The sequence below is a fragment of the Pedobacter sp. L105 genome, from assembly GCF_009765875.1.
GTDB lineage: Bacteria > Bacteroidota > Bacteroidia > Sphingobacteriales > Sphingobacteriaceae > Pedobacter.
The window spans coordinates 360,501-386,211 of the sequence record NZ_LMUP01000014.1; the positions used below are offsets into that span (position 1 = coordinate 360,501).

General features: G+C 39.6%; 23 protein-coding genes. 14 read left to right on the forward strand and 9 right to left on the reverse strand.

Going from position 1 to position 25,711, the window contains the following annotated elements; translation table 11 throughout:
- Positions 1-67: 67 nt before the first annotated feature.
- From GSQ84_RS24615 to GSQ84_RS24625, 3 genes are read left to right on the forward strand one after another with little or no spacing between them, the layout of a single operon-like run.
- Positions 68-340 carry a hypothetical protein gene (locus GSQ84_RS24615; RefSeq protein WP_158800027.1) on the forward strand — a complete coding sequence of 91 codons (273 nt, stop codon included), beginning with the start codon at positions 68-70 and terminating at the stop codon, positions 338-340.
- 25 nt (positions 341-365) lie between these two features.
- Positions 366-875, forward strand: a complete 510-nt coding sequence (locus GSQ84_RS24620; RefSeq protein WP_158800028.1) for a hypothetical protein — start codon at positions 366-368, stop codon at positions 873-875.
- 42 nt (positions 876-917) lie between these two features.
- Positions 918-1,784 carry a hypothetical protein gene (locus tag GSQ84_RS24625; RefSeq protein WP_158800029.1) on the forward strand — a complete coding sequence of 289 codons (867 nt, stop codon included), beginning with the start codon at positions 918-920 and terminating at the stop codon, positions 1,782-1,784.
- Here GSQ84_RS24625 and GSQ84_RS24630 read toward each other — a convergent pair.
- From GSQ84_RS24630 to GSQ84_RS24655, 6 genes are all read right to left on the reverse strand, one after another.
- Positions 1,728-2,702: a FecR family protein gene (locus tag GSQ84_RS24630; RefSeq protein ID WP_158800030.1), complete on the reverse strand. Its 975-nt coding sequence runs from the start codon at positions 2,700-2,702 to the stop codon at positions 1,728-1,730. The two genes, GSQ84_RS24625 and GSQ84_RS24630, sit on opposite strands and share 57 nt — an antisense overlap.
- A gap of 8 nt (positions 2,703-2,710) precedes the next feature.
- Positions 2,711-3,148, reverse strand: coding sequence for an RNA polymerase sigma-70 factor (locus GSQ84_RS24635; protein WP_254070976.1), 438 nt, complete (start codon positions 3,146-3,148; stop codon positions 2,711-2,713).
- Between the two features lie 137 nt (positions 3,149-3,285).
- Complete coding sequence (locus GSQ84_RS24640; RefSeq protein ID WP_158800031.1) at positions 3,286-3,429, reverse strand: hypothetical protein; 144 nt, start codon at positions 3,427-3,429, stop codon at positions 3,286-3,288.
- 136 nt (positions 3,430-3,565) lie between these two features.
- Positions 3,566-4,549 (reverse strand): hypothetical protein, encoded by a 984-nt coding sequence (locus GSQ84_RS24645; RefSeq protein ID WP_158800032.1) that lies wholly within the window; start codon positions 4,547-4,549, stop codon positions 3,566-3,568.
- Positions 4,550-4,654: 105 nt separating this feature from the next.
- Entirely contained in the window at positions 4,655-5,704 is a 1,050-nt protein-coding gene (locus GSQ84_RS24650; RefSeq protein ID WP_158800033.1) for a fatty acid desaturase, read from the reverse strand.
- A gap of 262 nt (positions 5,705-5,966) precedes the next feature.
- Complete coding sequence (locus GSQ84_RS24655) at positions 5,967-6,416, reverse strand: VOC family protein (RefSeq protein WP_158800034.1); 450 nt, start codon at positions 6,414-6,416, stop codon at positions 5,967-5,969.
- A gap of 359 nt (positions 6,417-6,775) precedes the next feature.
- Between GSQ84_RS24655 and GSQ84_RS24660 the strand changes: the two genes are divergently transcribed.
- From GSQ84_RS24660 to GSQ84_RS24705, 10 genes are all read left to right on the forward strand, one after another.
- The gene (locus GSQ84_RS24660) at positions 6,776-7,285 is read left to right on the forward strand and encodes an RNA polymerase sigma factor (RefSeq protein WP_158800035.1); all 510 of its coding nucleotides are present in this window, start codon (positions 6,776-6,778) and stop codon (positions 7,283-7,285) included.
- Between the two features lie 232 nt (positions 7,286-7,517).
- The gene (locus tag GSQ84_RS27950) at positions 7,518-7,892 is read left to right on the forward strand and encodes a hypothetical protein (protein ID WP_216849027.1); all 375 of its coding nucleotides are present in this window, start codon (positions 7,518-7,520) and stop codon (positions 7,890-7,892) included.
- A 133-nt stretch (positions 7,893-8,025) separates the two neighbouring features.
- Complete coding sequence (locus tag GSQ84_RS24670; protein ID WP_158800037.1) at positions 8,026-9,204, forward strand: peroxiredoxin; 1,179 nt, start codon at positions 8,026-8,028, stop codon at positions 9,202-9,204.
- 296 nt (positions 9,205-9,500) lie between these two features.
- On the forward strand, positions 9,501-12,398 hold the full coding sequence (locus GSQ84_RS24675) for a tetratricopeptide repeat protein (RefSeq protein WP_158800038.1): 2,898 nt from the start codon (positions 9,501-9,503) through the stop codon (positions 12,396-12,398).
- 69 nt (positions 12,399-12,467) lie between these two features.
- On the forward strand, positions 12,468-13,118 hold the full coding sequence (locus GSQ84_RS24680) for an HAD family hydrolase (protein ID WP_158800039.1): 651 nt from the start codon (positions 12,468-12,470) through the stop codon (positions 13,116-13,118).
- Positions 13,119-13,542: 424 nt separating this feature from the next.
- Positions 13,543-13,728 carry a hypothetical protein gene (locus GSQ84_RS24685; protein ID WP_158800040.1) on the forward strand — a complete coding sequence of 62 codons (186 nt, stop codon included), beginning with the start codon at positions 13,543-13,545 and terminating at the stop codon, positions 13,726-13,728.
- A gap of 202 nt (positions 13,729-13,930) precedes the next feature.
- Entirely contained in the window at positions 13,931-14,155 is a 225-nt protein-coding gene (locus GSQ84_RS24690; protein WP_108157071.1) for a CDGSH iron-sulfur domain-containing protein, read from the forward strand.
- 261 nt (positions 14,156-14,416) lie between these two features.
- A complete protein-coding gene (locus GSQ84_RS24695) occupies positions 14,417-16,318 on the forward strand; it encodes a beta-N-acetylhexosaminidase (protein ID WP_158800041.1) in 1,902 nt (633 codons plus the stop codon).
- Positions 16,319-16,395: 77 nt separating this feature from the next.
- Positions 16,396-18,693 (forward strand): family 20 glycosylhydrolase, encoded by a 2,298-nt coding sequence (locus GSQ84_RS24700; RefSeq protein WP_158800042.1) that lies wholly within the window; start codon positions 16,396-16,398, stop codon positions 18,691-18,693.
- A 5-nt stretch (positions 18,694-18,698) separates the two neighbouring features.
- Positions 18,699-19,808, forward strand: a complete 1,110-nt coding sequence (locus tag GSQ84_RS24705; protein ID WP_158800043.1) for a hypothetical protein — start codon at positions 18,699-18,701, stop codon at positions 19,806-19,808.
- Positions 19,809-19,858: 50 nt separating this feature from the next.
- Here GSQ84_RS24705 and GSQ84_RS24710 read toward each other — a convergent pair whose 3' ends face one another.
- From GSQ84_RS24710 to GSQ84_RS24720, 3 genes are all read right to left on the reverse strand, one after another.
- On the reverse strand, positions 19,859-20,647 hold the full coding sequence (locus GSQ84_RS24710) for a DUF1080 domain-containing protein (protein WP_158800044.1): 789 nt from the start codon (positions 20,645-20,647) through the stop codon (positions 19,859-19,861).
- An 87-nt stretch (positions 20,648-20,734) separates the two neighbouring features.
- On the reverse strand, positions 20,735-21,634 hold the full coding sequence (locus GSQ84_RS24715; protein ID WP_158800045.1) for a carbohydrate kinase: 900 nt from the start codon (positions 21,632-21,634) through the stop codon (positions 20,735-20,737).
- 64 nt (positions 21,635-21,698) lie between these two features.
- The gene (locus GSQ84_RS24720; protein WP_158800046.1) at positions 21,699-22,526 is read right to left on the reverse strand and encodes a DNA-binding response regulator; all 828 of its coding nucleotides are present in this window, start codon (positions 22,524-22,526) and stop codon (positions 21,699-21,701) included.
- Positions 22,527-22,678: 152 nt separating this feature from the next.
- Between GSQ84_RS24720 and GSQ84_RS24725 the strand changes: the two genes are divergently transcribed.
- Complete coding sequence (locus GSQ84_RS24725) at positions 22,679-25,708, forward strand: SusC/RagA family TonB-linked outer membrane protein (protein WP_158800047.1); 3,030 nt, start codon at positions 22,679-22,681, stop codon at positions 25,706-25,708.
- Positions 25,709-25,711 lie beyond the last annotated feature (3 nt).

The window sequence follows — 25,711 nt, forward strand, 5'->3', positions numbered from 1 at the left end:
ACAATTATTGAATACATTTTTTATTTTCATTATTTCATATAACCCCTTGTTAGCACAAAACAACCTGATGAAAGAGCTAACTATCGGGGCGCAAACAAAGGAGCCGATAGCACACTTATTGGAACAGATTTCGGGTAAACAAAACTTTTCCTTCGCTTATAATAATAAAGTGGTCCCGGCAGACAGCCTGGTATCTGTGTCTGGCTATAGGGGAACGCTATCGGGTTTACTGGAAAAAATGCTTGGGGAAAGTTACGAGTTTAAAGAAGTCCCGGGATATATTGTACTAAGATATGCACCCCTAAAATTATTCATTTTGGCCGAAGGTTATAAAGACTAGGGGGCAGACCGTATTAAAAGGATATGTGCGCGATATTTCCGATCAGAGACCTGTAGTACAGGCCAGTGTTTACGAAAAAAATCTCCTGTTGTCTACACTTACTGATGATCGCGGATATTTTGAGTTGAAACTAAAAAATTTTACAGGATCAGTAACGCTTACCGCAAGTAAGGAAGATTATCGTACCACTTCAGTAAATTTACTGCCTGAAGTTATTGTTAACGACAAAAGCCCCAACAAAAAATATAAATATTACCCCGATAATGCCACAGGCAACGATGTCGAGCATAGCAGGTTCGCACGGTTTTTTATCAGCTCGAAACAATTGTTGCAGGCATTAAATGTCGGCAATTTTTTCGCTTCCAGTCCTTATCAGATTTCACTTGTTCCCGGCCTAAGCACACACGGCTTATACAACAGCCAGGTAATTGATCATCTTTCGTTAAACTTACTCGGCGGTTATACCGCAGGGATAGATGGTGTTGAACTGGCAAGTCTGTTTAATATAAACCGAAAGGATATGAGCTTTATATAGGCAGCGGCTATTTTTAATTTTGTAGGCGGCAGTACTGAGGGAGTGCAATTTGCCGGTGTGTATAACCGGGTTTTAAATAAGGCTACCGGACTGCAGTTTGCAGGTCTGGCCAATAAAACCACCCGGTTTATCGGTGGATTACAGTTTGCCACCCTGGCTAATATGGATCAACAAGCTGCTGGCATTCAGCTTGCAGGGTTGATGAATAGTGCGGTTGGCAGTAAGGGAATAGCGATTGCCGGGCTCACCAATATTGCCCGCGACAGTAGCAGGATTCAGATAGCCGGATTGATAAATAAAAGTAGATATTCTTCTTTTCTACAGTTTAGCAGCTTAAATATTGCCGAAAAAGTAAGAGGTATCCAGCTAGGACTTATTAATATGGCCGATAGCAGTGATTATGCCGTGGGAGTTATCAATATCATTAAAAATGGAGAAAAAAGTATAAGCTTAAGTACTGATCAATCTTTTTTCACCCATGCAGATTTTCGGTCGGGCGGCAAGGTATTATATGGTTTGATTGGTTTTGGCTATCAGCCGGGCGCTGAAAAGATACAATATGCGCTCAACGTGGGAATCGGAGTCCATGTAATGAACTACGAAAAGTTCTTTTTAGATACTGAATGTGAAGTATTGTTCTTTGTGGACTTCAGCGACAAAAGTTTTCGAACCAGTTCCGCCATGATTCTTCCAGGCTATAAATTAAACAAGCACTGGGAGATATTCGCCGGCCCTGCTATCAACTTTGCATCAGCCGATAAGGATGATGCGGTAAAAACTAATGGCTGGATATGGAGCAGGTCTTTTAACAATGAGCACGTAAGTACTTTTTTTTTTGGTTTTAAATCTGCACTATTTTATGATATAAGTGCCGCCTGCTTTTTGTACATGCAGATCAGGTGTAGTTAAACTAATCAGGTTCAATATACTGTTCAGCGAGTCCTGAAGCCTGATGGTAATCGTAATCGGTGCGTTACGGAGTGCACTGTTCTCAATCCTAATATCAGTGCCATAAGCTTCATTCAATACGTCAATTAATCGCCATAGTGGCGTTTTGTTGGCGACAAAGGTATTGCTCATATAGTAATTATATAGTTCATCGCTGTTCCTTTTGACCGAAAATCCTTTATCCCCAGCTTTTATATTTACCATTTGCTGCGCATTTAGCTGCACGGCATCTTTGTCCCTGCTTACCTTCACTGTCCCGCTCTCCACAATAACCTCGGTATTATGCTGCCTGCTTTTTATGTTAAACGCGGTACCTACGTCCCGTACATTTACATCCTCCACCTGTGCAGTAAATGGTAACGCATCATTATGCTTAACATTGAAAAAAGCCTCACCGGTAAGTTTGACCGTTCTTTTCGATTTAAAATTACGCGAATAAGTAAGCGTGGAATTTTTATTGATATGTAGTATGGATCCATCTGGCAAAGTATCTACGCGTACCTCGCTTTTAGCTCGTAAAGTTATCCAGCCGGCAGATTCGCCACTTTTACTGCTATACAAATAAGAAGCCATCCATCCGCCTGCTGTCAACAGGAACATAACGGCTGCTATTTTGAGCCAATTTGCATAAACGCGCATTGGGGTAATCCTGACCTTTTCATTTCTTGTCGTGTCCCTTTTGCTTTTAAATCTTTCCCATGCTTCAGTTTCATCCATCGGACTAACCTGCGCCAAACGGTTGCTGGTTTCAAGTATGGTCTTTATTTCTTCAAGTTTCCTCGTATTAGCGCTACTGGCGGCCGCCCATGCTTCAACTTTCAGTGCTTCGTCATTACTGCCTTCACCAAGCAAATACTTGATCAGTAGGTCTTCGCTCATATGTTGTTTCATGGTCGAAAAATATTAGATAGCACTAATGCTATGATAGGTAAAAAATCTTTCATTTCTTTTCTCAATATCCTTATGGCCTTTCCCATATGTGTTTCTACTGTTTTTATAGAAATATTCAATTGATCTGCGATCTGTTGGTATTTCAATTTTTCAAAACGGCTCAGGTGAAATATAGCCCGGCATTTTTCAGGCAATTTGCTTAAAGCGTCTTGTAGAAGCCGTTCCAACTCTTTCATGGTTAATTTTTGATCGGCGTCATCGGAATGATCTGTTATGGAAGAAGTAGTAGTAACTTGATATTTCAACTGAACCTTTTGCCCCCTTATATAGTTGAGGCTACTGTGGTATACTGATTTGTATAAATAAGATTTAACCGATGTCCTGATCTTCAAGTCTTCATTTTTTTTCCAAAGTTTAAGAAATATAGTCTGCACAATTTCTTACGCCACATCCCAATCCCCCAACAAAGAGTAAGCATAGGCACGCAGCTCCCGGAAATATTTTTTGTATAGTTGCTCAAAAATAGCCTCATTGCTGAACAGCAAATCGTTCATTACTTCATTATTATTCATTAAACGTTTTCAAGATAAACATATTCACCGGAAATGAATAGGTCTTTTGCTGTCAGTTGTACAAAGCCAACCCCCGCTGTAATTAAATCCACTGTTAAAAATAATCTAATGACTTCATTTTTTACTTTTCTTAAAAGTTTCATATGATTGTTATCTGTTATTTATAATTTCTGTTCCTTACGCCACTAACTCAATGTTTTTGATGAGCATGAAACTTGTGAACACAGAATATGATTTGCCTGGCCCTGTTGCAAAATTTTTATTCTATTCAATAGAACACTATTTCATCAAGTTAAAGGATATCCCAAAGTTGAAATAAAAGTTAGGATCATATTTCGTAACAACGATCCTGTCCGTTTCCCCACGTTCACGAATTGTGCCATGAAGTGGTTTATTCCATCCGGTTTTAAATAAACCTGTAAAGCGGTGAGTAATCCTGTACTCGTACAATAACCCAGATTTTAACTCATTTCGATTATAGTTATAAACCTTTTCGGGGCCTTGAAAATTAGAATTAAAATAATATTGTTCTCCCACGAACTCTGTCCCCAAAGACAAACGATCGTTTTTCAATATCTTACGCCTTAGGTAAATCTGCTTAGGTAAGATGACATCCAACTCCCAGAGAGAGTCTGAAAATCTGTGATCATAGGAAAAGCTTGGTAATATTGGGGATATGCTATTCGGGTTGGTCTGTAAAATAATCCCTGCTGTCATTCTTGTTTGGGTATCATTTTTAAGGACAAGCGATCCTATATAAGTAGCGTTAAAACGACCAAAGCTTTTGAAAGAGGCATCTCCAAAACCACTAAAGTTGGAGGTAAATGTTGTTCCGAATAATTGATCGTTTCGCGTGTAGTTTAAAGACCCAAGAATATAATGAAAGCTCAACTCGTCACGTTGTGCAACAACGGGCATGCCTCCGGAAGGGACATTTATATTATCAAAAGATACCTGTTCATATTTATAACGGAAAGAGGTACTTAGGGTCCAATTTTTCTTCTCGATGAGCGGTAAGTTGAACGCTACTTTTAACCTGTTCTGACTTTTTAGGTCGCCCGTTTCGTAAGATTGACCACGATATTCAGATTTGTAATGGGTATCACCAAATTGATCGAACTGGACATCCAAAGTGCGTGTTGCTGGAAATTCATTAGTGATCAATTTGGGAACGACCTTCTCCTCCGGAGTGGATTCAGAACTTTGTGCATGCAGCGATGTTGCAAGGAACATCAAAAGGATAATATATAGATACTTTTTCATGATTTTTTTGTGTTGAATTTGATTTCCTTGAAAAGAAAATCTTCTTAAAGGATGTTAAGAAGGATTTGGTACCCTATCCTTTTATACCGCTTGCGTATTGAACTTTTAGTAATTAGTAAAACGCGCAGTTCTTTCCTTTAAAAGCGCAATAACATATTCGTCTGAGGCAAATCGGTTCCCGATGTTCACAAAATTTCTTGCCAGCAGATCATATCGCTTTGCGAGCAGGAACACTGCTACCATCATGATATCTATCTTAATAAAGACAACCGCGTTATTATCTATATAACTGTTTACTGTCATTTGGAAATTAGCCGGGTGTTCTGTCCAGTGCATTGTTGGTTTTAAATGATGCGAGATATGGTATCCGTCGTTCCAGCATTGCCAGTTGTATGTACTGTTGATACAGGTGAAGCTGTTTTTAAAAGAATTGCCGGGATCTGTAGGATCTATAAACGCATGTTGCGCCCAGTTACCGAGCATAGCAGTCAGCCGGTAAAAGAAATAGGGAAAAATAAATACACAGAGGGTAGCCGGCCTGTTAAAGCAGCACAAAACTAAAGTAACAACTATAAACAGGATTTCTCCGCGTACAGCACTATACATTAATTTTTTGCGGTTTCTCTTTTTGAAATAGGCAGCAATGTCATATATCCCCATAATCATAAACTTTCCCAGGTACAACAAGAAGTTTTTTAGCGAATCACGTTGGTAGGGCATGGTGGAACTTTCGTCGTCCCGAAGGTTATTTTCGGCATGGTGCATACCGATATGATGCGCATAGTAGGTATCAGCCATATGCCCGAAAAAGGGAGCGAGTAAGTAGGGGAGCAGATAGTTTAGATAATTATATTGCTTTTTAAATAAAGTTCGGTGAGCGGTGCAATGAAACATCAGTGCAAACCGGCCAATGAAAAAAGCGGCATTCATTATCATGTAAATGACGGCCGCAGCCAGCAAATACCACCCAATTAGTAAGTTGCTGTACAGTAACACCGCGTATGGAACCAGGAACAGGATAATCTTGATTGTAAAATAAATGAAAGGCAAGTCTCTTTCATCGCGGATAAGGTGGATAAAGAAATTGTCCAGGCGATTATAATTTTTAGGCTTTACAAAACCTGGATCTGTGAAAGTATTGGGTATGGGTTGCATATTGTTTTTATTTCAGTCATGACACGCTGTAAAACATTTACCCTGACTCATTTTGAAAAAAAATAATTTTATGGAGTGTGGTACGAAACGTATGGTGTAGGTTATCGATAGGATCTTCCAATAATAAAAAACCCTCTAAACTATGACGTTTAAAGGGTTTTACCAGAATTAGACTTCTGTTTCAATGGGGTGGCGGGATGCGGGCCATGATAATTATAAGCTCAGCTCTTACATTCTTTTTTGCGGCCTTCAATGACTTTTCCTAAATGCTATTCAGCCAGTCGTCGTATGAGATAACACCTAACTCAGGTTTGGCTTCACCGTCTAAAATAGCGATATATTCCAACGAATTTCCATCAGGGTCGTTAAAATAAATGGCTATGGCAGGCATCCATGCAAAAACCATCGGTGCTAAGTCATCGCTCTTCAAAAAGTTATAAGGTTGTAGGTTGTTTGCTTTCAAAAAAGCGATTGATTTATTTAAGACATCATCCACCTCGCAGCGAAATGCAAAATGTCTGACGCAAACCTTATCTTTTGGTTTCTCCCATAGGCCAAGCATGGCTCCTTTCGGTGGTCCAACCCAAAAGAAAGCAATTCTTCTGCCTTCTTCATAATAACAGGGGGTTAAGCCCATTACATTTTTATAGAAATCAACTGATCTTTCTAAATCTTCAACATCGATATGTGTTTCAAATAATCCTTTAATCATGTCGTAAATGTAAAGATAAGACCTCGGTACATGAAATCATGTTTTTCGATAGTTACATCATTAAAATTTATAATCAATTTGTGGCTATACATTTTGCTGATTGATGGCCGCTCTTTCTTCCTGCATAACAGTCAGAAAGTAATAAACTAAGTCAATAATCTCAAAAAAAATAGTCCGGTTTAATTTTTAAAATCAATACAAACAAATTGATAATTGTCAAACCAGCCGTACTTTGTCAAAGATTATTAATCTGACATCATCTCTAAAATAATTGTAGATGTAATAAAATGAACATTGTCTTGACTAATGTTATAAATAAGACTAGATGACAAAATAATTTTACGGAACTAAAATCTTTCATGCTCAATAAACACGAAGAGGAATTCAACGAATTAATTAAGAATAATCATGCTAGTATCTATCGGATCTGCCGGGCATACCTTTATGATATTACATATGCTGACGATCTCTACCAGGATATTTTGTTCCAGTTGTGGAAAAATGTCCAAAATTTTAAAGGCAAGTCTAAAGTGAGTACCTGGGTATATCGTATTGCAGTTAACTCAGCTATTAATTTTAACAGAAAAAACAAAAATAAGGAACACATAACACTACCAGACATTATTCATACACCCTTTGAGGAAACACTTTCCATAAAAATTGAGCAGGAACAACAATTGGATAAAATGAGATATTGTATAAGTCTGTTAGAACCACAAGACCGGTTAATCATCTCGCTGGTACTAGAGGATAAGAGCTATAAAGAAATTGCCGAAATAACGGGAAACAACCATGTAGGTGTTAAGATAAATCGTATCAAGGGACGCTTGCTTAAACTCATGCAATTAAATACAGAATATGAATTTTAAAGACCTACAGGAAAGCTGGCAAGCCCAGCCTGTTAACGCAAATGTTGATTCATATAAACTATCTGAACAGAAAAGCAAGTGGCAAATTCGACAGCGAAAGTTGCTCAGATCTAATATCATTTTGAGTCTCGGCTGTTTGGCCGCAGTGATTACATTGACGTGGTTATATATTTCCCATAATCATGAATTTGGGTGGCCATTTAAGGTTAGTATTGGCTCCTTAAACCTTTTAATGTTTATTATTTGCCTTATATCCTGGAAGAGTTATGCCTTTAAAAAAGAAAACTTTGAGGTTTCCAGTATTCACTTCATCAGCTACCATATTAGAAAACTGAACTGGCAGCGTAATATCATTATGAAATATATTTGGGTACATACCGTGTTAATTTGGTTGGCGCTGGTGATGTATACCTGGAGCAGTCATAGAACTACGACTTTTAAATTCACAGCTCTGGCCATAATCACAGTTTATATTTTTGGGATTACCGGGTGGTTCTGGATTAAAAAACTGAGGAAAGAAGTGTCAAAGCTAAATGATCTGATGGCTGATCTGGAATATATGAAAGAAAAGCTGTTGGAAAATGAGGACGTAGAAAACACCTTTTGATCATCGTCATCTGTACGTCTAAAAAAATGAAGAAATTTAAAAAGCACATTTAAATTAGCTTTAACGTAATTTAACACTTGTATCCGGTTATATTTTTTTAACTTCCTGAAGCCATTACATAAAACCTCTTATAATGAACTTAAAGAAACTAATTAAGTTACTCATTTGCCTGGGATCTATTTTATCCAGTTTAAATGCAAATGCTCAGGTTGTTATACTTCAAAGCACCGTGGATAAACTTGAAAGCTATAAAAATTTTAGTTATCAATATGTTTATAAACTGAAAGAGGCATTTGGTGATACCTCAATATTCAATAGTAAATTTCTTTTATTAAAAACACCCGAAGAAAAAGAACTAGGGTATGTTTTTAGATTGGAGAGCAGCTTCGGTGACATGAAAGTTCCTTCAATAGAACAATATGATGGAAAAAAATTTACCGCATTGTATCCTAAAGATAGTACTTATTATACCAGCCAAAGGAAAAATGCACAGGCAGAGGATTTTAGCCGTTCATTGCCAGGCGAATTAAATTACATGAAAACCTTTTCAAAGGAACATCCAGCTAAACTTATACAATCAGCCGATACCATCATTAATTCAATTAATTGTTATCATTTGGTTTTTAATACGATGGATACCATTGTAAACAAAGATCATTTGTACGTTAGAAGGCATCTTTTTATCAACAAGGTGACTGATTTACCTGTTGGAATAGTGATCCGCGCAAGGTCTAGTGGTTATGGAAAAGAAGTGACAAATTACTATGCAGATGAATTTTATTTTAATTACAAGATGGATCAGGATAACGTCAACCTGGCTTATTTTGCTATTCCAGAAGAATTTCATCCGGCTAAACAAAAACCTAATGAGCAGGTTGTTTTATTAGCATCAGGTAAAGTTGCTCCTGATTTTACATTATATGATTCTGATGGTAAAAAAACTTCATTATCACAATTTAAGGGTAAAATCGTATTACTGGATTTTTTCTTTGTCGGCTGCGGCGCTTGTATGCAAACTTTAGCCCCTTTGGATAAACTTGACAAAAAGTATAAAAATAAAAACTTTGTAATTTTAAGTATCAGCGATAGAGATAGTAAGAAACTAGTAACAGAGTTTAAAGAAAGTCAACATATCAGCAATCAAGTTTATCCCAATGGAGGTGATGTAGCCAAATTGTACCATATGACAGCCGGCCCTACGTTTTACTTCATTGATCAGGAAGGAAAAATATCAAGTGCCTTTATTGGTGTTGCGGATAATTTTGAAGAAAAGATGTCTGTCATCATCGACAACTTAATCAAAAAATCATAATCAGGTTCCCTTCGTTATCTTTAGATGTTGTTAAGTCAGAATGATTTAGTGAAGAATCTGTATCACAAAGCTACTATTTGAATTTTCAACCAAACATACCAATCACACAGAATTGGCCGTTCGTATTTTTAAATATGATAAGGTCGCATTTTTTTTGCCACAGTTTTTTTACAGGTGATTCCCTTCAATTTAGGCCCATATTGATAATATTAGGTAAGTATTGAACAATAAATGTATATTATTACAGCCGGGTAAAGTTAAATTTACCTCACCGTTTATTATACCTCTTATTAAATATGATATTGAATAAATTCTATCTACCTTTTTTTGGCCTTGCCTTGCTAACCACTATAAGCTCAAAAGCGCAGACTATATCTCCGGATAGCACTGCGGCAGCAACCAGGCATTTAAAAGAACTACAAGCTGAATTACTTCAAAGCACTAAAAAGGGAAGGGTAGAAGCAAATAAAGTACACAAGATGCTTCAGCTCGGTTTGTGGGCAGACGCAGCAAGGATTATTGCAGCTAATAAAAAACCAAAAGCAGATTATAAGCTGCTCAAAGCAGAAGAACTCATCCTGCATAATGAATTTAAATCCGCAGAACAGCTGGTTAATGGTGTACTCAAAGATCAGCCTTCCAATCAGGAGGCAATGCTGTTAAAGGCCACCCTGGAAATCCAGGCCTGGCGTTTACCTTTGGCAGAATCTATCTGCAATAACATCATAAAAATAGCTCCCGGAAATGAAGCCGCAAGGCTGCTTTTGGGCCGTTCACTGCTGCTGCAGAAAAAATATAACGAAGCCTTAAAGCTGGCTAAAGAGGTAGAATCTCAAAATGTTAACAGCGCTGGTGCTTACTTACTGGAAGCTGACGTTTATTTTTGGAACCAGCATCCTGAACTTGCAGAAGAGCCGCTTAAAAAATCACTAACGATAGATCCCTATAATGCTGACGCCCGCTTTAGTTATGGATACGCCATCTGGAGAAGGATAGATGCCACACAGATGAACGCCATGGCTGCACAATGGGAAATTGCCCTGGCCGTAAATCCGCTGCATTTTCAAACCAACTGGCACTGGGGCAATGGACATACCAACTTAACTTATGCAGATTATGCCGAGAAGGATGATGATGACGTAAGGAAAGCATTGGAAAAAGCAGACAACCTTGTCCGTAAAAACCAGGTGAATGATGCGATTGAAGTAACAAGGCAGGTAGGCAGGTTATATCCGCATTCCGTTTTACCTCTGATGCACAGGGCTTCGATCTATTATATAGCATTTGATATGAACAGAACAACAAGACTGGATTCTGCCCAGGCATTGTTTATCAAAATACTGGCCATTAAAAAACACTATGGCCCGGCACACAATGGTCTGTCGGCAGTGATCAAATCCAGGCGTATCCCTTATCTGGCAGCCTTTGACTCGATTACCAACAGGCTGGCAACTACTAAGATCACAGATATGTACAACTTTACCAAGGTGTTTCCTGATGTAAGTTATTATCCAGGGTCTACTGTAAAGGCAATGGTTTGGAACCAGTTGTTTACTTCTGTGGTTTACTTTCCTTTCCTGTCTAAACAGGGAAATACTTTTCGTATCCCGCCGTTGCATTTGGATCTGGCTATTGTGATGAATTCTCCATCTTTCAGGTACATGACTACTTTTGATAACCGTCAGTGGATGGACATCAGAGGTGTAGGAAGTGGTGCCGCCGCTATAGAATACGTAGAACGTGGTGCTTTTCAGGAACGCAATGTGATCCTTCATGAGTATACACACCTTTTTCATACCACCGTACTTACCGATGCTGAAAAGAGGGAAATACGTGCGCATTATTATAAAGCGATGAAGGAAAAAAGAATGCTTGATTATTATTCGCAGAACAATGAACATGAATATTTTGCACAAACTTACCCGGCCTATTTTGAACCGGTAAAGGTGCATCCGCTGGATTTTAAGTCGATGAACACCACTAACGACCTGAAAACTAAAGATCCTGAAATGTATGCCTTTATAGATCGTTTAGTGACTAAAGAACGCGCTTACCTGGCGGGAGACCAGCAGGCGATGGCCAGTAATTGGTCTGAGGTTTATTTGAATAAAAGTCAGAGTGTAGCACAAAAGGATATTAAACTGGCAACAAGTTACCTGGATACGGCATTGGTTTATGACCAGAAATACCTGCCCGTTTACCTGCAGGAAGCAAACCTTAAACTGCAGGTGCTTAATTTTGAAGGTGCTGAAAACTGGCTGAAAAAAGCAAAGGCAGTAGATTCTACCTATGCGCCAATTTATGCTACTTACGCGGCTATGGAAGCCATACGTGCACAAACCACCAATATCGGTATACCATCATCAGTTACGCTACAGGCAGATTATCTTAAAAAATCTATCCGGCTGGAAAATGATTTCCAGGAACTGGCGGCGTTAAACGGTACCCTGCGTTATGCTTACCGCGATAACGGACAGATTGCTGAAGCTATTAAAACTGCTGATGAGTATGGAAAAACCGGGGCTACGGTATCAACTTATCTGAGAGATCAGCGGGATGATGCAACAGCCTTTGCAGCTGTATTGAGGGCCGAACTAAAAGATACTGCCTCCGTTACTGTATTAAAACATTTGGTGTTGCAAAAACCGCAGCATTATGAATACCGGAATTATTATGCCGATGCTTTAGAAGGAGAGGGGAAATACAAAGAAGCCATTGCAACAATCAGTGAAGCGCAGCGTATTTTAAATGCTTCAGGGAATGCACGCTCGGATTATAACCTGAGGATTGCAGCGTTATTTCAAGATTTAGGGCAGAAGGATAGCGTAGAGTTTTACCTGGCGCCGTTTTTATCTGGTAAAACAGTGGTTAGAGAAGGTGATAAACTAAGATATGTCCGTTTGTTAACCCAGGTGCAAAAATATGACCAGGCAAAAGTGGTGCTGTCTACCTTGAAAACAAGCGGTGATCCTTATTATCTTTCCGATTATTTTTACACAAAAGCTAAATTACAGGAAGCCCAGTCTTTAGCCGTTCAAAGTGCTGAAAGTTATAGGATGGCCATTACACAAAACCCTTATCACCTAAAGGCTTATGTAGGTTTATTAAACTATTATACCGTAGCGGGAAAGGCGAAAGAGGCGGCCGACCTGGAGACCGCGATGAAAAATTTCACTCACGTGACTAAGCAATAATAAAAAAAAGGGGATTTTGGCGGTAATTAGCTATGTTTACGATTATTAAATCTGCATATATTAAATACTATGGAACATACAGAACCTAAAATTATTTTTTTTGATATCGGTGGCGTTTTATTAACCAATGGATGGGGAAACGATTCCCGTAAATTGGCTGCACAGAAATTTGGTTTGGATTATGATGAACTGAATACATTGCATGGTTATGTGTTTAACGTTTTTGAAATTGGTACGATTACTTTAGACCAGTACCTGGATACGGTAATCTTTAATCATCCGAGAGAGTTTACACGTGAAGATTTTAAAGAGTTTATGTTTTCCAGATCAATTGAGTTACCAGGTTTGTTAAAATGGCTTAAAGCCTGGAAAAAAGATTCAGGATTCAGGATTATTTCCATTAACAACGAAGGAAGGGAGCTGAACAGCTATAGGGTAAAGAAATTTAAACTGCATGAGTGTTTTGATGCTTTCGTTTCTTCCTGTGATGTGAAAATGCGTAAACCTGATCCAAATATATTCACCTTAGCTTTGGGTATCGCACAGGCCAGCCCAAGCCAGTGTTACTATTTCGATGACAGGATATTCCAGGCAGAAACCGCAACAAGAATGGGAATGCATGGTTATCACCATACCAGTTTTGAAGAAACAAAGGCCATTCTGGAAAAGATCAAAGAAGAATGTTTTGGTGCTAAAGCTGTTAAACCTGCTAAAGCGTAATATTTTGCTACGATACCCTTTACCAGCCTTTTCCACTAAGGCTAAACAAAACCAATTTTGGCCGACCAGCCAACGAGGGTATTTTTAATAGGAACGGTTAGAGAAGAGATGTCTGCAATAGGCGTTTTTTCTCTAACCTATTTGACAATCCAGTAGCCCAGGGCAAGCCATAAGAGTCCTTTCGCTAAAAAGAAAAGGAACCCCCAAACGCCGATTCGTTTGATCCATTTGATAAAGATGTCCTTTTTTAAGTCCTTTTTATCCTGATTCATGAGCTGCTAAAAATAAGAAATCTTTACTAAAAGAGATAACCTGAAAAATATATTTGGTTAATTTTAAGTATATAAACGATTTAGTAATTATTTTTTATTTTTTGAAAACTTTATGGCATTGCCATTGTTCTAAACATGAAAATCCGTATATCATGAAAGACCAGATCAAAGTTCAGAGCACCAGCGAAAAATTCCCTCAAGAAGCCTTATTTATTGGAGGCCAATTGCAAAATCAGGACAGTACTGCATCAGCATCATTTAAGCATGCCGATCAGGTGAAGGGAGTTATGCCATCAGGTATGCAAAAGAAAGTTAATCCAAGATTAATGATCTTGTAAACATCACTGTCAAGTTATCTAATTAACTATAGTTCTCTTAAAAAAATAATAGAGAAATAAAAAGAAGGGAGTTTCCAAAAGATGCTCCTTTTTTTGTGGGATAATTTCCCGGCATCCTGATTTAAGGAATGTTTCTAAATAAACATCAGATGCTGGCTTTTTACAGTATTGTTATAATTTTGTGGTCAAACAAAACAAATACATGTCGAAAACAAAACTTACTATCAATAATAACGGATCAGTGAAAATAGAAGGCGATTTTGAAATCGTTGATAGAAATGGCGATACATACGGACTTCAGGGAAGAACAGTACTTTCTATCTGCCGTTGTGGTCTTTCAAAAAATAAACCTTTTTGCGATGGTGCACATAACGGGCATTTTGAGCATGAAGCTATCGCGTTTGATCTTCCTCCTAAAAAAGTTTAAATATTTAAAAAGTAACTGCTCATTTGATGAATAGTCTCTTTTTTTATATCACAATTTAATTTTTATCATAAAACAGAAATGCCGGCTTGCCGGCATTTCTGTTTTATGATAATTTCAAAATAGTGGTTGTATTTTTATCAATAATGCTACATATTACTTGCCTCTGATGTGCGATTGCTAAAAAAACAAGTGTTATCTTAGGCAATTGAGAGATTAATCTATAAATCTTTACCTAAACCACACCAAACAACCTATTTTGATATGAGAAAAATCAAAAAAAATATCCTCTTATTGCTTTTTGTTTCCACTATCGCTTTGCAAACAATGGCTGCTGATGGCGGAAGGATCCACCTTATTCCAGAACCGGTTTCTGTTAAGGAACAAAGCGGAGAATTTTTACTGGACAAAAATGTTTCCCTTACCACTAAATCCGGTGACAAGCAATTACAGCAGAGTTTAAAGTGGTTTAGCCAGAAGATTCAAAAAACTACCGGTATAGACCTTAACCATGCCGGCGGAACTAAAAAGATGACTGTTGTGATCAATCAACGGGCAGATACATCAATTGGTAAAGAAGGGTATAAATTGAGTGTTAGCCCGGAAAACATCACTTTGACAGCCAATACAGCTGCGGGCGCATTTTATGGATTACAAACCATTATCCAGTTACTTCCTCCGGATATAGCAGCTAAAACTGCGGTTAACAATGTAAACTGGACTATCCCTTCAGTTGAAATTACTGATTATCCCCGCTTCGGCTGGAGAGGGCTAATGCTGGATGTAAGCCGTCATTTTTTTAACAAACAGGAAGTAGAAAGTTTTATTGATGAGATGGTGAAGTATAAATACAACACCTTTCACTGGCACCTGACAGATGATCAGGGATGGAGAATTGAAATTAAGAGTTTGCCTGAATTGACTCAAAAAGGGGCCTGGAGCGTAAAAAGAACAGGCAGATGGGGTACTTTCCTTCCGGCACTGGCCAATGAAAAATCAACTTACGGAGGTTTTTACACCCAGGAAGAGATTAAAGAAATTGTAAAATATGCACAGGACAGATATATCACCGTATTACCCGAAATTGATGTGCCCGGCCATAGTTTGGCTTTGATTACTACTTATCCTGGCCTGAGCAGTACCAAAAAACAGTACAGCGTAAATTCTGGCTGGAGAACTTCTCCCCAGGACGATAATTCCCTTGATCCTTCTAATGAAGAAGTATATAAAACCCTCGATAAAATATTTACAGAAGTGGCTAAGCTGTTCCCTTGTCCCTACATCCATATTGGAGGAGACGAAGCTTATAAAGGTTATTGGGAAAAGAACCCTGCCTGCCAGAAATTAATGGCCAGTAAAGGGCTTAAAAATGTAGAAGAGTTACAAAGTTATTTTGTTAAAAGATTGGAAAAAATCCTGCAGTCGAAAGGTAAAAAGCTGATTGGCTGGGATGAAATTTTACAAGGCGGACTGGCCCCGTCAGCAACGGTAATGAGCTGGAGGGGAATGAACGGCGGGATTGAAGCCGCTAAACAGGGACATCAGGTAGTGATGACGCCCTGGGATTATGTGTACCTGGATCTCTACCAGGGAGAACCATCAGCCGAGCCGGATACTTACGGACTTTGCAAGCTGAGTGACAGTTATAACTTTGAACCTGTACCTACAGGTATTGATGAAAAGCTAATCCTTGGCGGGCAGGGTAACCTGTGGACAGAGTCTGTGCCCACCTACAGGCATATGGAATATATGATATGGCCGCGTTCCATCGCTTTAGCTGAAGTATACTGGAGCCCTAAAACCAAAAAGAACTGGCCGGATTTCTTTAGCCGGCTGGAGTATGATTTTGCGAGGCTGGATGCTGCGGATATCAATTATGCGAAAAGCTGTTATAACGTAACCTTTAAACCATCGAAACATGGTAGTGAGGATTTATCACTGACGATGAGTACCGAAGTAGCAGGACTTGATATTTATTATACGTTTGACAGTACGGTACCCGATTTGCATGCTGCAAAATACGACGGATCAGTGTTGAATTTTCCAACGGGGGCTACGCAGATTTATGCTGTAACCTACCGTAATGGAAAACAAATAGGCAAGCAAATTAATATCACTAAAGACGAGTTGATCAAAAGAAGCGCTGCTGAGCGCCACGTGTACTAAATTACCTTTAAAAAAATTGGCATAAGCTCATCCTTTATTGACAAAAGATGGGCTTATGCCATTTGCATAACCACAACATGAATAAAAAACCCTATTTTAAATCTGGCGGCCTCGTTTTGTTATTGGGCTGCGGGCTTACTTTCGCCACTTTTGCCCAGGAAGTAAATCCTAAATTTCCATTGATTCCTTACCCTACTTCCCTTACACCCGGGAAAGGTGCTTTTGCATTGACAGCTGATACTAAAATTGTTTCTGCCAGTCGCCGTTTTGATAATGAATCAGTACAACTGAACCTGCTTTTACAGGGTTATCTGGGTAAACCGCTGAAAAAAGGAGTTACAGAAGAGCATAACATTGTGTTGAAATATGATGCTTCCGTTACCTCGCCAGAAGGTTATAACTTAACTATCACCAGTAATAAAATAGTTTTGGCGGCAAAAGAACCAGCTGGTATGTTCAGAGGGGTAGAAACGATCAGACAGCTACTTCCCGCTGATGAACACAGTCGCGTGTTGTTGAAGAAGATTTCCCTTCCTGGTGTTTCCATTGCCGATCAGCCGGCCTATGCCTGGCGCGGTATGCACCTGGATGTTTCACGACATTTCTTCTCTGTAGCTTATTTGAAAAAGTTTATTGATCTAATGGCCTTATACAAGTTCAATAAGTTCCATTTACATTTAACAGATGATCAGGGCTGGAGAATAGAGATAAAAAAGTATCCTAAATTAACAGAGGAAGGAGCATGGCGCACGTTTAACAACCAGGATACGGTGTGTATGAAAAGGTCAAAAACAAATCCTGATTTTGTAATTGATCCTAAACATATCATTCATAAAAATGGAAAAACACTGTATGGAGGGTTTTACACCCAGGTAGAGATGAAAGGTGTAGTGGCTTATGCCCTGGCCAGACACATTGATATTATCCCGGAAATTGATATGCCCGGCCACATGATGGCAGCGATAAATAGTTATCCCTTTTTAACCAGTAACGGAGAAAATAAATGGGGGCCGTTATTTACTACACCCATTTGTCCCTGCAAGGAAACTACTTTTGAGTTTGCCCAGAATGTATTTACAGAGATCATGGCTATTTTTCCAAGTCAGTATATTCATATTGGTGGCGATGAAGTAGACCGTAGTTCATGGGCAATAGCAGATAGCTGTAAAACCCTAATGGAGAAAGAAAATATTAAAACTACTGCCCAGCTGCAAAGTTATTTTATCAACCGGATGGAGAAGTTCTTCAATGCTAAAGGCAGAAAGCTGATTGGATGGGACGAGATTCTGGAAGATGGCATCAGCCCTACGGCCATGGTGATGTATTGGAGAAGCTGGGTTCCTGATGCACCGATAAAAGCCGGTAAGAATGGTAACCTCGTGGTGATGTCGCCCGGAGACCCGCTTTATTTTGACAATGAGCCTGATCGTAATTCCCTCAATGCAGTGTATCATTTTAATCCTATTCCTGCAAAGTTAACGGCTAAAGAGGCCAGAAATATTGTAGGTGCACAGGCCAATACCTGGTCGGAGAAGATTCCAACAGAAAACCGCGCCGATTATATGGTTTTCCCAAGGATGACTGCTTTGGCAGAGGTGTTATGGACAAACAAAAAGGATTATGAAGGTTATATGGAAAGGTTAAAGATGAATTTCCCCCGTCTGGATGCCTTAAATGTGAGTTATCGCCTGGCAGATATTTCAGGTTTGGTAGAGCAGAATGTTTTTACCGATCAGGCGATACTGAACCCTCAAAAACCAATAGCTAACCTCACACTTCGTTATACTACTGATGGAAGTTTGCCGAAAAGCACTTCTGCTGTATTGAATGGCCCGCTGGTAATTAGCAAGAATACCTTTGTTAAACTGGCGGCTTTTACGCCGATGGGCAGAAGAGGTGATGTGTATGATCTGCATTATAAACAACAGGACTTGGCTGTGCCTGTAGCCACATTTACCGCTAAACCGGGTTTATTGTGTAATTATTATCCGGGTTCTTACAAAAGTTCGCGTTTAATGGCTGGTAAAGCCGGCGAAGTGATTACTGTAGATAGCGTTGCTGTCCCTAAACAGGTTAAAGCACCAAGTTTTGGCTTAAAATACCAGGGTTATCTGGATATTCCCCAGGATGGTATTTATAGTTTCTTTTTGAACTGTGATGATGGCGGTATATTAAACATAGCCGGCCGTGAAGTGGTTGATAATGACGGACCGCATGGGCCGTTTGAGAAAAGCGGACAGGTAGCGTTGAAAAAAGGATTACAGCCCATCGGCCTTGATTTTATAGAAGGCGGGGGAGGTTATACCCTGAAGTTGAAATATAGTTTGAATGGCGCTCAGCCGCAGGATATTCCATCCAGTTGGTTAAAACACTAGTCTTCATGAAAAGATATGTATTGATTTTATTCTTTTTTCTATTTGCCATCAATAGCAAAGCCCAGATCTATTTAAATATGGGGGCAGTAGATACTAGCGTAGTGGAAGTTAAGCAGGCATTAGTATTTTACAATAGTTATTTCGCGGCTTTTAAGCATCGCAAACTTCCGGAGATGTCTGCCTACTGGTCGGCTGAGGAACTTCAGCAACGAAAAGTTCCGGATCAGCTGATGTATGGTATCAATGATTATCCCCTTTATGGATTGGGTTATACCCCAACTATATTATATGTAAGGCCAGGCCCAAAATATATTCAGATAAAAACCCAGTTTGGTTATGTTGATTCCCTGAAGAATATATCCACAATATGTATTACAAATCACTATGTAGCCTTTGATCAGTTTAAAAAACCATATTTTATAAGTGCCTTAAAGATAAATTCTGCGAGCTGGAAGATGAAGAAGGTACGTAATATCACTTTTTATTATCCAGCTTATCATACTTTCAATACCATAAGGGCAGATAGCCTGTGTTTTCAGATTGCTAAACTGGAAAAAGATTGGTCGTTAAAACCAATTCAGGTCAGGTATTATTTTGCTGATACCAATGAGGAGCTTATTAAATTACGCGGATTCGATTATAACATTCTGATGGGTAACCGGGATAAACCATCCGGTATGTCTGATATCAGGGATAACCAGGTGTTTTGCGGTGGATTAGGAGAGAATTATTTTCATGAAGTTGCACACCTTTACTTAAATCCACTTTATCCTAATTCTCCTTTACAGGAGGGATTGGTAGTTACTATGGCCGGCAGTATGGGGCATCCCTTAAACTGGCACTTGAAGAGGGTTAATGAGTATTTACAACATCATCCTGAAGCTGATTTGAATAAACTTGATGATTTCTGGTATACGGATACTTATACCAATCCCGGAGGTGCTATCAACGCGATGATTTGCAGTATGGTGTTTAAAAAAGAAGGTTTAACCGGTCTTAAACGATTAATGCAATATACTACCTTAAAAGAAATATTTGAAAAGGAGTTGCATGTACCAGATGGTCATTGGAATACTTATCTGAGAAAGAATATACAAGAGCAGGCAGCGCTTTAAGCTGATTGATAATTGTCTCCTGATCTATCATCAGGAGACAATATCTTAAATTAGTTGGTGGAAGGAAGTTCCCTGATCCAGATGTTACGGAAACTTACTGGTTGGCTCTTATCACCATGTGCCTGCAGTTTTACTGGAAGCGGGCCATGTGCTTTGGTATAAGATGGGGTACCAACATATTGTGTTGGGCCTTTCAGGATAAAGTTGTTCTGAACCAAAACTCCGTTAAAGAATACAGTTACTTTTGCTGGAGTGTTTAATGAACTATCAGCCTTAAAAGTTGGGGCGGTCCAGATCACGTCATAAGTTTGCCATTCTCCTTGTTTTCTTGATGGGTTTACCAATGGGGTAGTTTGTTTATAAATACTGCCGGCCATACCGTTAGTATAAGTTTTGTTCTCGTAGTTGTCCAATACCTGCAATTCATAACCGGCATCGCCTTTACCCATGGAAGCCAGGAAAACACCACTGTTTCCTCTTGCCTGTCCTTCACCCGTAATGTTTTGAGGCACTCTCCATTCTACGTGCAACTGATAGTTACCAAAAGATTGTTTGGTTTCAATGTTGCCTGTTTTTTTGTCTACGGTGAGTATGTTATCTGATACGATCCATTTAGCTGGCTGCGTTCTGTCGTCCGTCATTACCCATTGATCAAGGTTTTTTCCATTGAACAGCACAATTGCATCTGAAGGTGCATCTGCAAATGTTTTTCCCGGGGTAACTTTAATCGGTACTGGAGTATAAAACTCTGTGTCTTCATGTTTAGCTTGTGCATTTGCGTTTACAAATCCAAGTCCTGCGATGAATACGGAGGCCATGATTGCTTTCTGTAGGTACATGTTTAAAAATTTAGGTTATACTTAGTTATGAGTTCCTGAATATAATTGATGACAGGAATTTTTTTTCAATATAGGATTTTAATTATATTAGTTGTTATGCTGGTGAATGAAATTATCCAGATCGGTGGTGGTATAAGCAGGGCAGGCACCATTTTGTGAGGCAATAAATGCACCCATTCCAAGGGCATAATCCAGTACTTCAGTTATAGCCTTTCCTTTTAGTTTTTTATAGATAAAAGCCGCCAGAAAGGAGTCTCCGGCCCCAATAGTATCTGCAACCTTTACCGGGTAGGCTTTGCGGTGTATGGCTGTATCCATGTCATAATAACTTGCTCCTTCACTGCCTTTGGTAATGATAATTTCCGGAATGTAAAATTCTTGCTGGATAAATTTTATACCCTCAGATTCAGCCACTCCTTTTTTATAAAATAGTGCAGTCAATAGTTCCAGCTCATCATTATTGAGTTTAAGAACGTTTGCCCGCTGCAGCAACAGGGCTAGTATTTCTTTTGAGTAATGTGGTGCCCGGATATTGACATCAAAGATTTTGAATTTTGCTGAGTCCAGGATGTGCAGCAGGGTTTCTCTGGAGGTTGTATTTCTCGCAGACAAGCTGCCAAACACAAAAGCATCGGCAGTTCCTGCCAGATCGCCCAGGTGGGGTTCATAACTGATATAATCCCAGGCTACATTTAATACAATATCATAGACCACTTCATGGTTAGCCATAATTTTGGCATTTACCTCACTGGTAGGATGAAGCTGATCGGTTTGTATCAGTGCAGTGGGTAAGCTGATCTGATGACAAAAGTTTTTGAGCTGAGCCCCTGGCTGGTCGTGGCCTATGCGGCTAATCAACTGGCTGGTTGCTCCAATGGTATTCAGGTGATAGGCAACATTCATTGGCGCACCGCCGGCCGTTCTGCCGTCGGGAAGGTTATCCCATAGAATTTCTCCAAAACAAATCACTGAAGGTTCTTTATTCATATACAATGTGTTTATTGCTATTAATGAATACACAAGGTATAGAAGATGATCTCAAAAGCCAATTTTAAAGGCATATATTCTTCTTAAAATCGGTAGGGGTACAATTGTATTTAGCTTTGAAGACAGCAGAAAAGTAGGTAGGTGTAGAGAAACCAATGCTATAGGTGACTTGTGAAATACTCATGTCTTCATTAGCCAGCAGATGTTTAGCCTTTTTTAACCTTCTGTCCAGAATGTAATTGTTGATGCTGCAATTAAATATTTCCTTAGTTTTCCGGAACAACTGCATTCTGGAAATTCCCAGGTCGTGAGCAATATCCTGCACATACAGATGTTCATTTTCCAGATTTCTTTCAATATAACTGGTGAACTCATTGATAAATAATTTATCTGCCCTGGTGATGCTGGTACTCCTTTTTTTAAGGGGCAGATCACTGGAATACCTGTTTTTTAACAAGCGGCGGTTCCAAAGCAGGCTGGTGATGCTTTCTTTTAAAACCATAGGGTGAACAGGCAGCCTGAGAAAAGCATCGGCTAAATTTTTCATGGCCTTGATCTGTTGTTTTTCATTTCCGTCTACCGCTGTCATGATAATAGGAATATGGCCGGTCTTATCGCCATCCTTAAGCCTGGAAGTCAGTTCAAACCCTTCTCCTTCAGGGAAGTCGGCAGAGATCATGATCAGGTCAGGTATCATTTCTAAAACGGCAGCATTACCTTCATTGGTATTGTTGGCCGTAAAAACCTCATATTTCATTTTAAGATTTTCTTTTAGAAAATCCATCAGGTGTTTATCCTGATTAATTACCAGCAAGGAGAGTTCATGCTGGGGTTTTTGCTGCAGTTCATACTTGGTATAATCTGGTTTACCGGTATAGATTTCATTTTCCATATCATTAGCCTGTCAATGTGTTTGTCAAGTTATGTGAAAAATAAAGTCGCAATAGGGACAAATGTCCCAAAAATTAATTGATGATTATTGGTACTAAATCAATAGTCGGGATTGTTATTTCACTCTAAATTGGCTTTACCAACCAAATTCCTATGAACGAGTCTTTACCACAAAAAAAGTGGCTTGTCTTTTCGTGTAAGATTAAAGCCTTTCTGTTGCAAAAATCAGTTGCCTTTTTTTTCACTTTATTGCTCTTTAACTTATCAGTCCACGGTCAGTCTACGGTGCACGGAACGGTATCAGACAATGAAAATAATACCCTTATCGGGGTTACGGTAACAGTTACAGGAACTGCTGTGAGAGCGCTTACTGATGCTAACGGAAAGTATACGATTACTGTTCCGCCTTCGGCAAAGGAGCTGACGTTTAGTTACGTGGGGCTTCAATCACAAACTGTAACTATTGGTGGCAGAACAACTATCAATATCGTTTTACATTCAGGGACCGATCTGGAAGCAGTGAATGTTGTAGGTTATGCATCCGTAAAAAAGAGCGACCTAACCGGTGCTGCAGTAACCATCTCTGAAAAAGATTTTAATAAGGGGCCGCTCACCGCCCCAGACCAGTTAATACAGGGAAAGGTTGCCGGTGTGCAAATGATCAATGACAGCGGGCAGCCGGGCGGCGCTTCAACGGTAAGAATAAGAGGAAACACCGCCATGACCGGTACCGGGCAGCCTTTATATATTGTTGATGGTGTAGCCCTTGATGGCAGATCGGCCAGGCCATCCAATAGTGGTGGTATTGGGACTTCCCCGGCAGGAAATCCTTTGAATTTTATTAACCCATCTGATATTGCCAGCATGGAGATATTAAAAGATGCTTCAGCTACAGCAATTTACGGGTCGAGGGCAGCCTACGGAGTTGTACTGATCACTACTAAAAGAGGGCAAAGCGGAGATACCAAAATAGATTTTAGTGCAACTGCCGGTATAAGTAATATTGCCAAACAGATTGATGTACTGGATGGTGATCAGTACCGTGCAGCCTTAAAGAAGTACGGGTTGACAACAGGTGATTATGGCGGTAATGTGAATGCTATGGATGCCATAACCCGCACGGGCTACAGCCAGAATTATTCAGTGGGCATTAGCGGTGGCAGTAATGGAAATACGTACAGGGCGTCATTCGGTTACCAGGATCAGCAGGGCATTATCGTTAAAACCGATTTTAAGAAATACAGCGGTTCTTTTAATGGGAATTTTAAATTTCTGAATAGTAAAAAACTGGGATTGGATGTAAGCCTGATCAGTAACCAGTATACAGAGAATATACCACCGATTACCACTGATGCAGGTTTTACAGGCAGTTTGATCAGTCAGGCCTTATCATGGAACCCAACGCGCCCCCTTTATAATGCAGATGGATCTGTATTTATTGAAAAAGGATCTACCACCATCAATCCCGTGGCGATGTCGCAGGCATCAAGTGATAAATCTACCGTATCCACTATTCTGGGCAGTGTTTCTCCTTATTATAAGATCACCCCCTGGTTAGAATACCGCATGCTGGCCAGTATCAACTATAGCACTGGTATCAGGAGGTCTTCAACCAGAAGTTATCTCAATTTGCAGGGTATACAGGCAGATGGTGATTTCCTGGGTGGCTACGCCAGTTATTCGAATACTGAACTCATCACCCAGCAGTTCACCAATACGCTGAATTTCAATAAAGAGATTATTAATAAGCTAAACCTGAATGCAGTAGTTGGATATGAGTATACCAATTACATCAACAAGGGACAGAATAGCACGGCCAAGGGATTTGGAGATATTGATGTAGATTATACGGATGCGTTTCAGGCCACTGCTCCGGCCAACCGTACAATGGCTTCCTATAATGATCCCAAAACACAATTACAGTCTTATTTTGCCAGGGCCATCTTCAATTATGACAGTAAGTACCTATTGACAGCAACATTCAGGGCAGATGGTTCTACGAAGTTCGGTTCCGATAACCGTTATGGTTATTTCCCTTCTTTCGCTGCGGCATGGAATATTAAAAATGAAAGTTTTCTGCGTGATGTATCCTGGCTTGACCAACTGAAGATCAGGGCGGGTTATGGAAAAACAGGTAACCAGGAGTTCCCCTCAGGGTCTGCACAGGCAAGATATGATATCAATTATTCCAACGGTGCGCAGGCACTGACGGGGGTGAACAATGAAAATAAAAAGCTGAAATGGCAATCTGATGCCCAAACCAATATTGGTGCCGATTTTGGTTTTTTCCATAATCGGATTACAGGAACAGTAGATTATTTTCACAAGACAACTACAGATCTGCTTTTTCCGCAGATACCCCTGGTGCCGGCCAATGCAGGGGTAACGGTGACCTGGGTAAACCTTCCCGGACAAATTATCAACAAGGGGGCAGAGATTACCCTGAATGCCAATATCATCGATAAAAAAGAGCTGTCTTTTTCGCTGGGAGGGAATGCTACTTTCATTAAAAACAGGGTGACCAACGTTCCGGGCATTATCAGAACAGGTGCGCTGAGCGGTCAGGGTTTAAGTAATGTAACCCTGGAAGTGATTCAGGCAGGACTACCTCTGTTTGCTATGGTAACCAGGCAGTATAACGGATTGGATGCTACCGGGTTCTCCAAATATACGAATGATGGATATACTTATTATTATGTAGGTAATCCGAATCCGAGTGTAATTCTGGGTTTTAACGCCAATGTACGCTATAAAAAGGTGTCTTTCACGGCAAATTTCAACGGATCATTAGGGCAGAAAATATATAACAATACCGCCAATTCGGTACTGCCGATTGCCAATCTGGGAACCGGAAAAAATGTATCGGCAGACCTGCTCAATTCATCTGTGCAGGAGTCTCTGGCCAATCCTATTGCAGCTTCATCAAGATATATTGAAAATGGCAGTTATGTGAAATTAGCGAATGCTACTATAGCTTATACCGTAGGAAATCTGGGCAGGTCAATCAAAGCAATGAATGTTTTTGTAAACGGACAGAACTTGTTTGTGATCACTAAATATACCGGGTTTGACCCTGAGGTAAATGTAGACAAAGGAATAAGCGGAGTACCTTCTGCGGGCATTGAATATGTTCCTTATCCTACGGCCAGAACGTTTAATGTGGGTGTAAACTTTTCTCTCTAATTT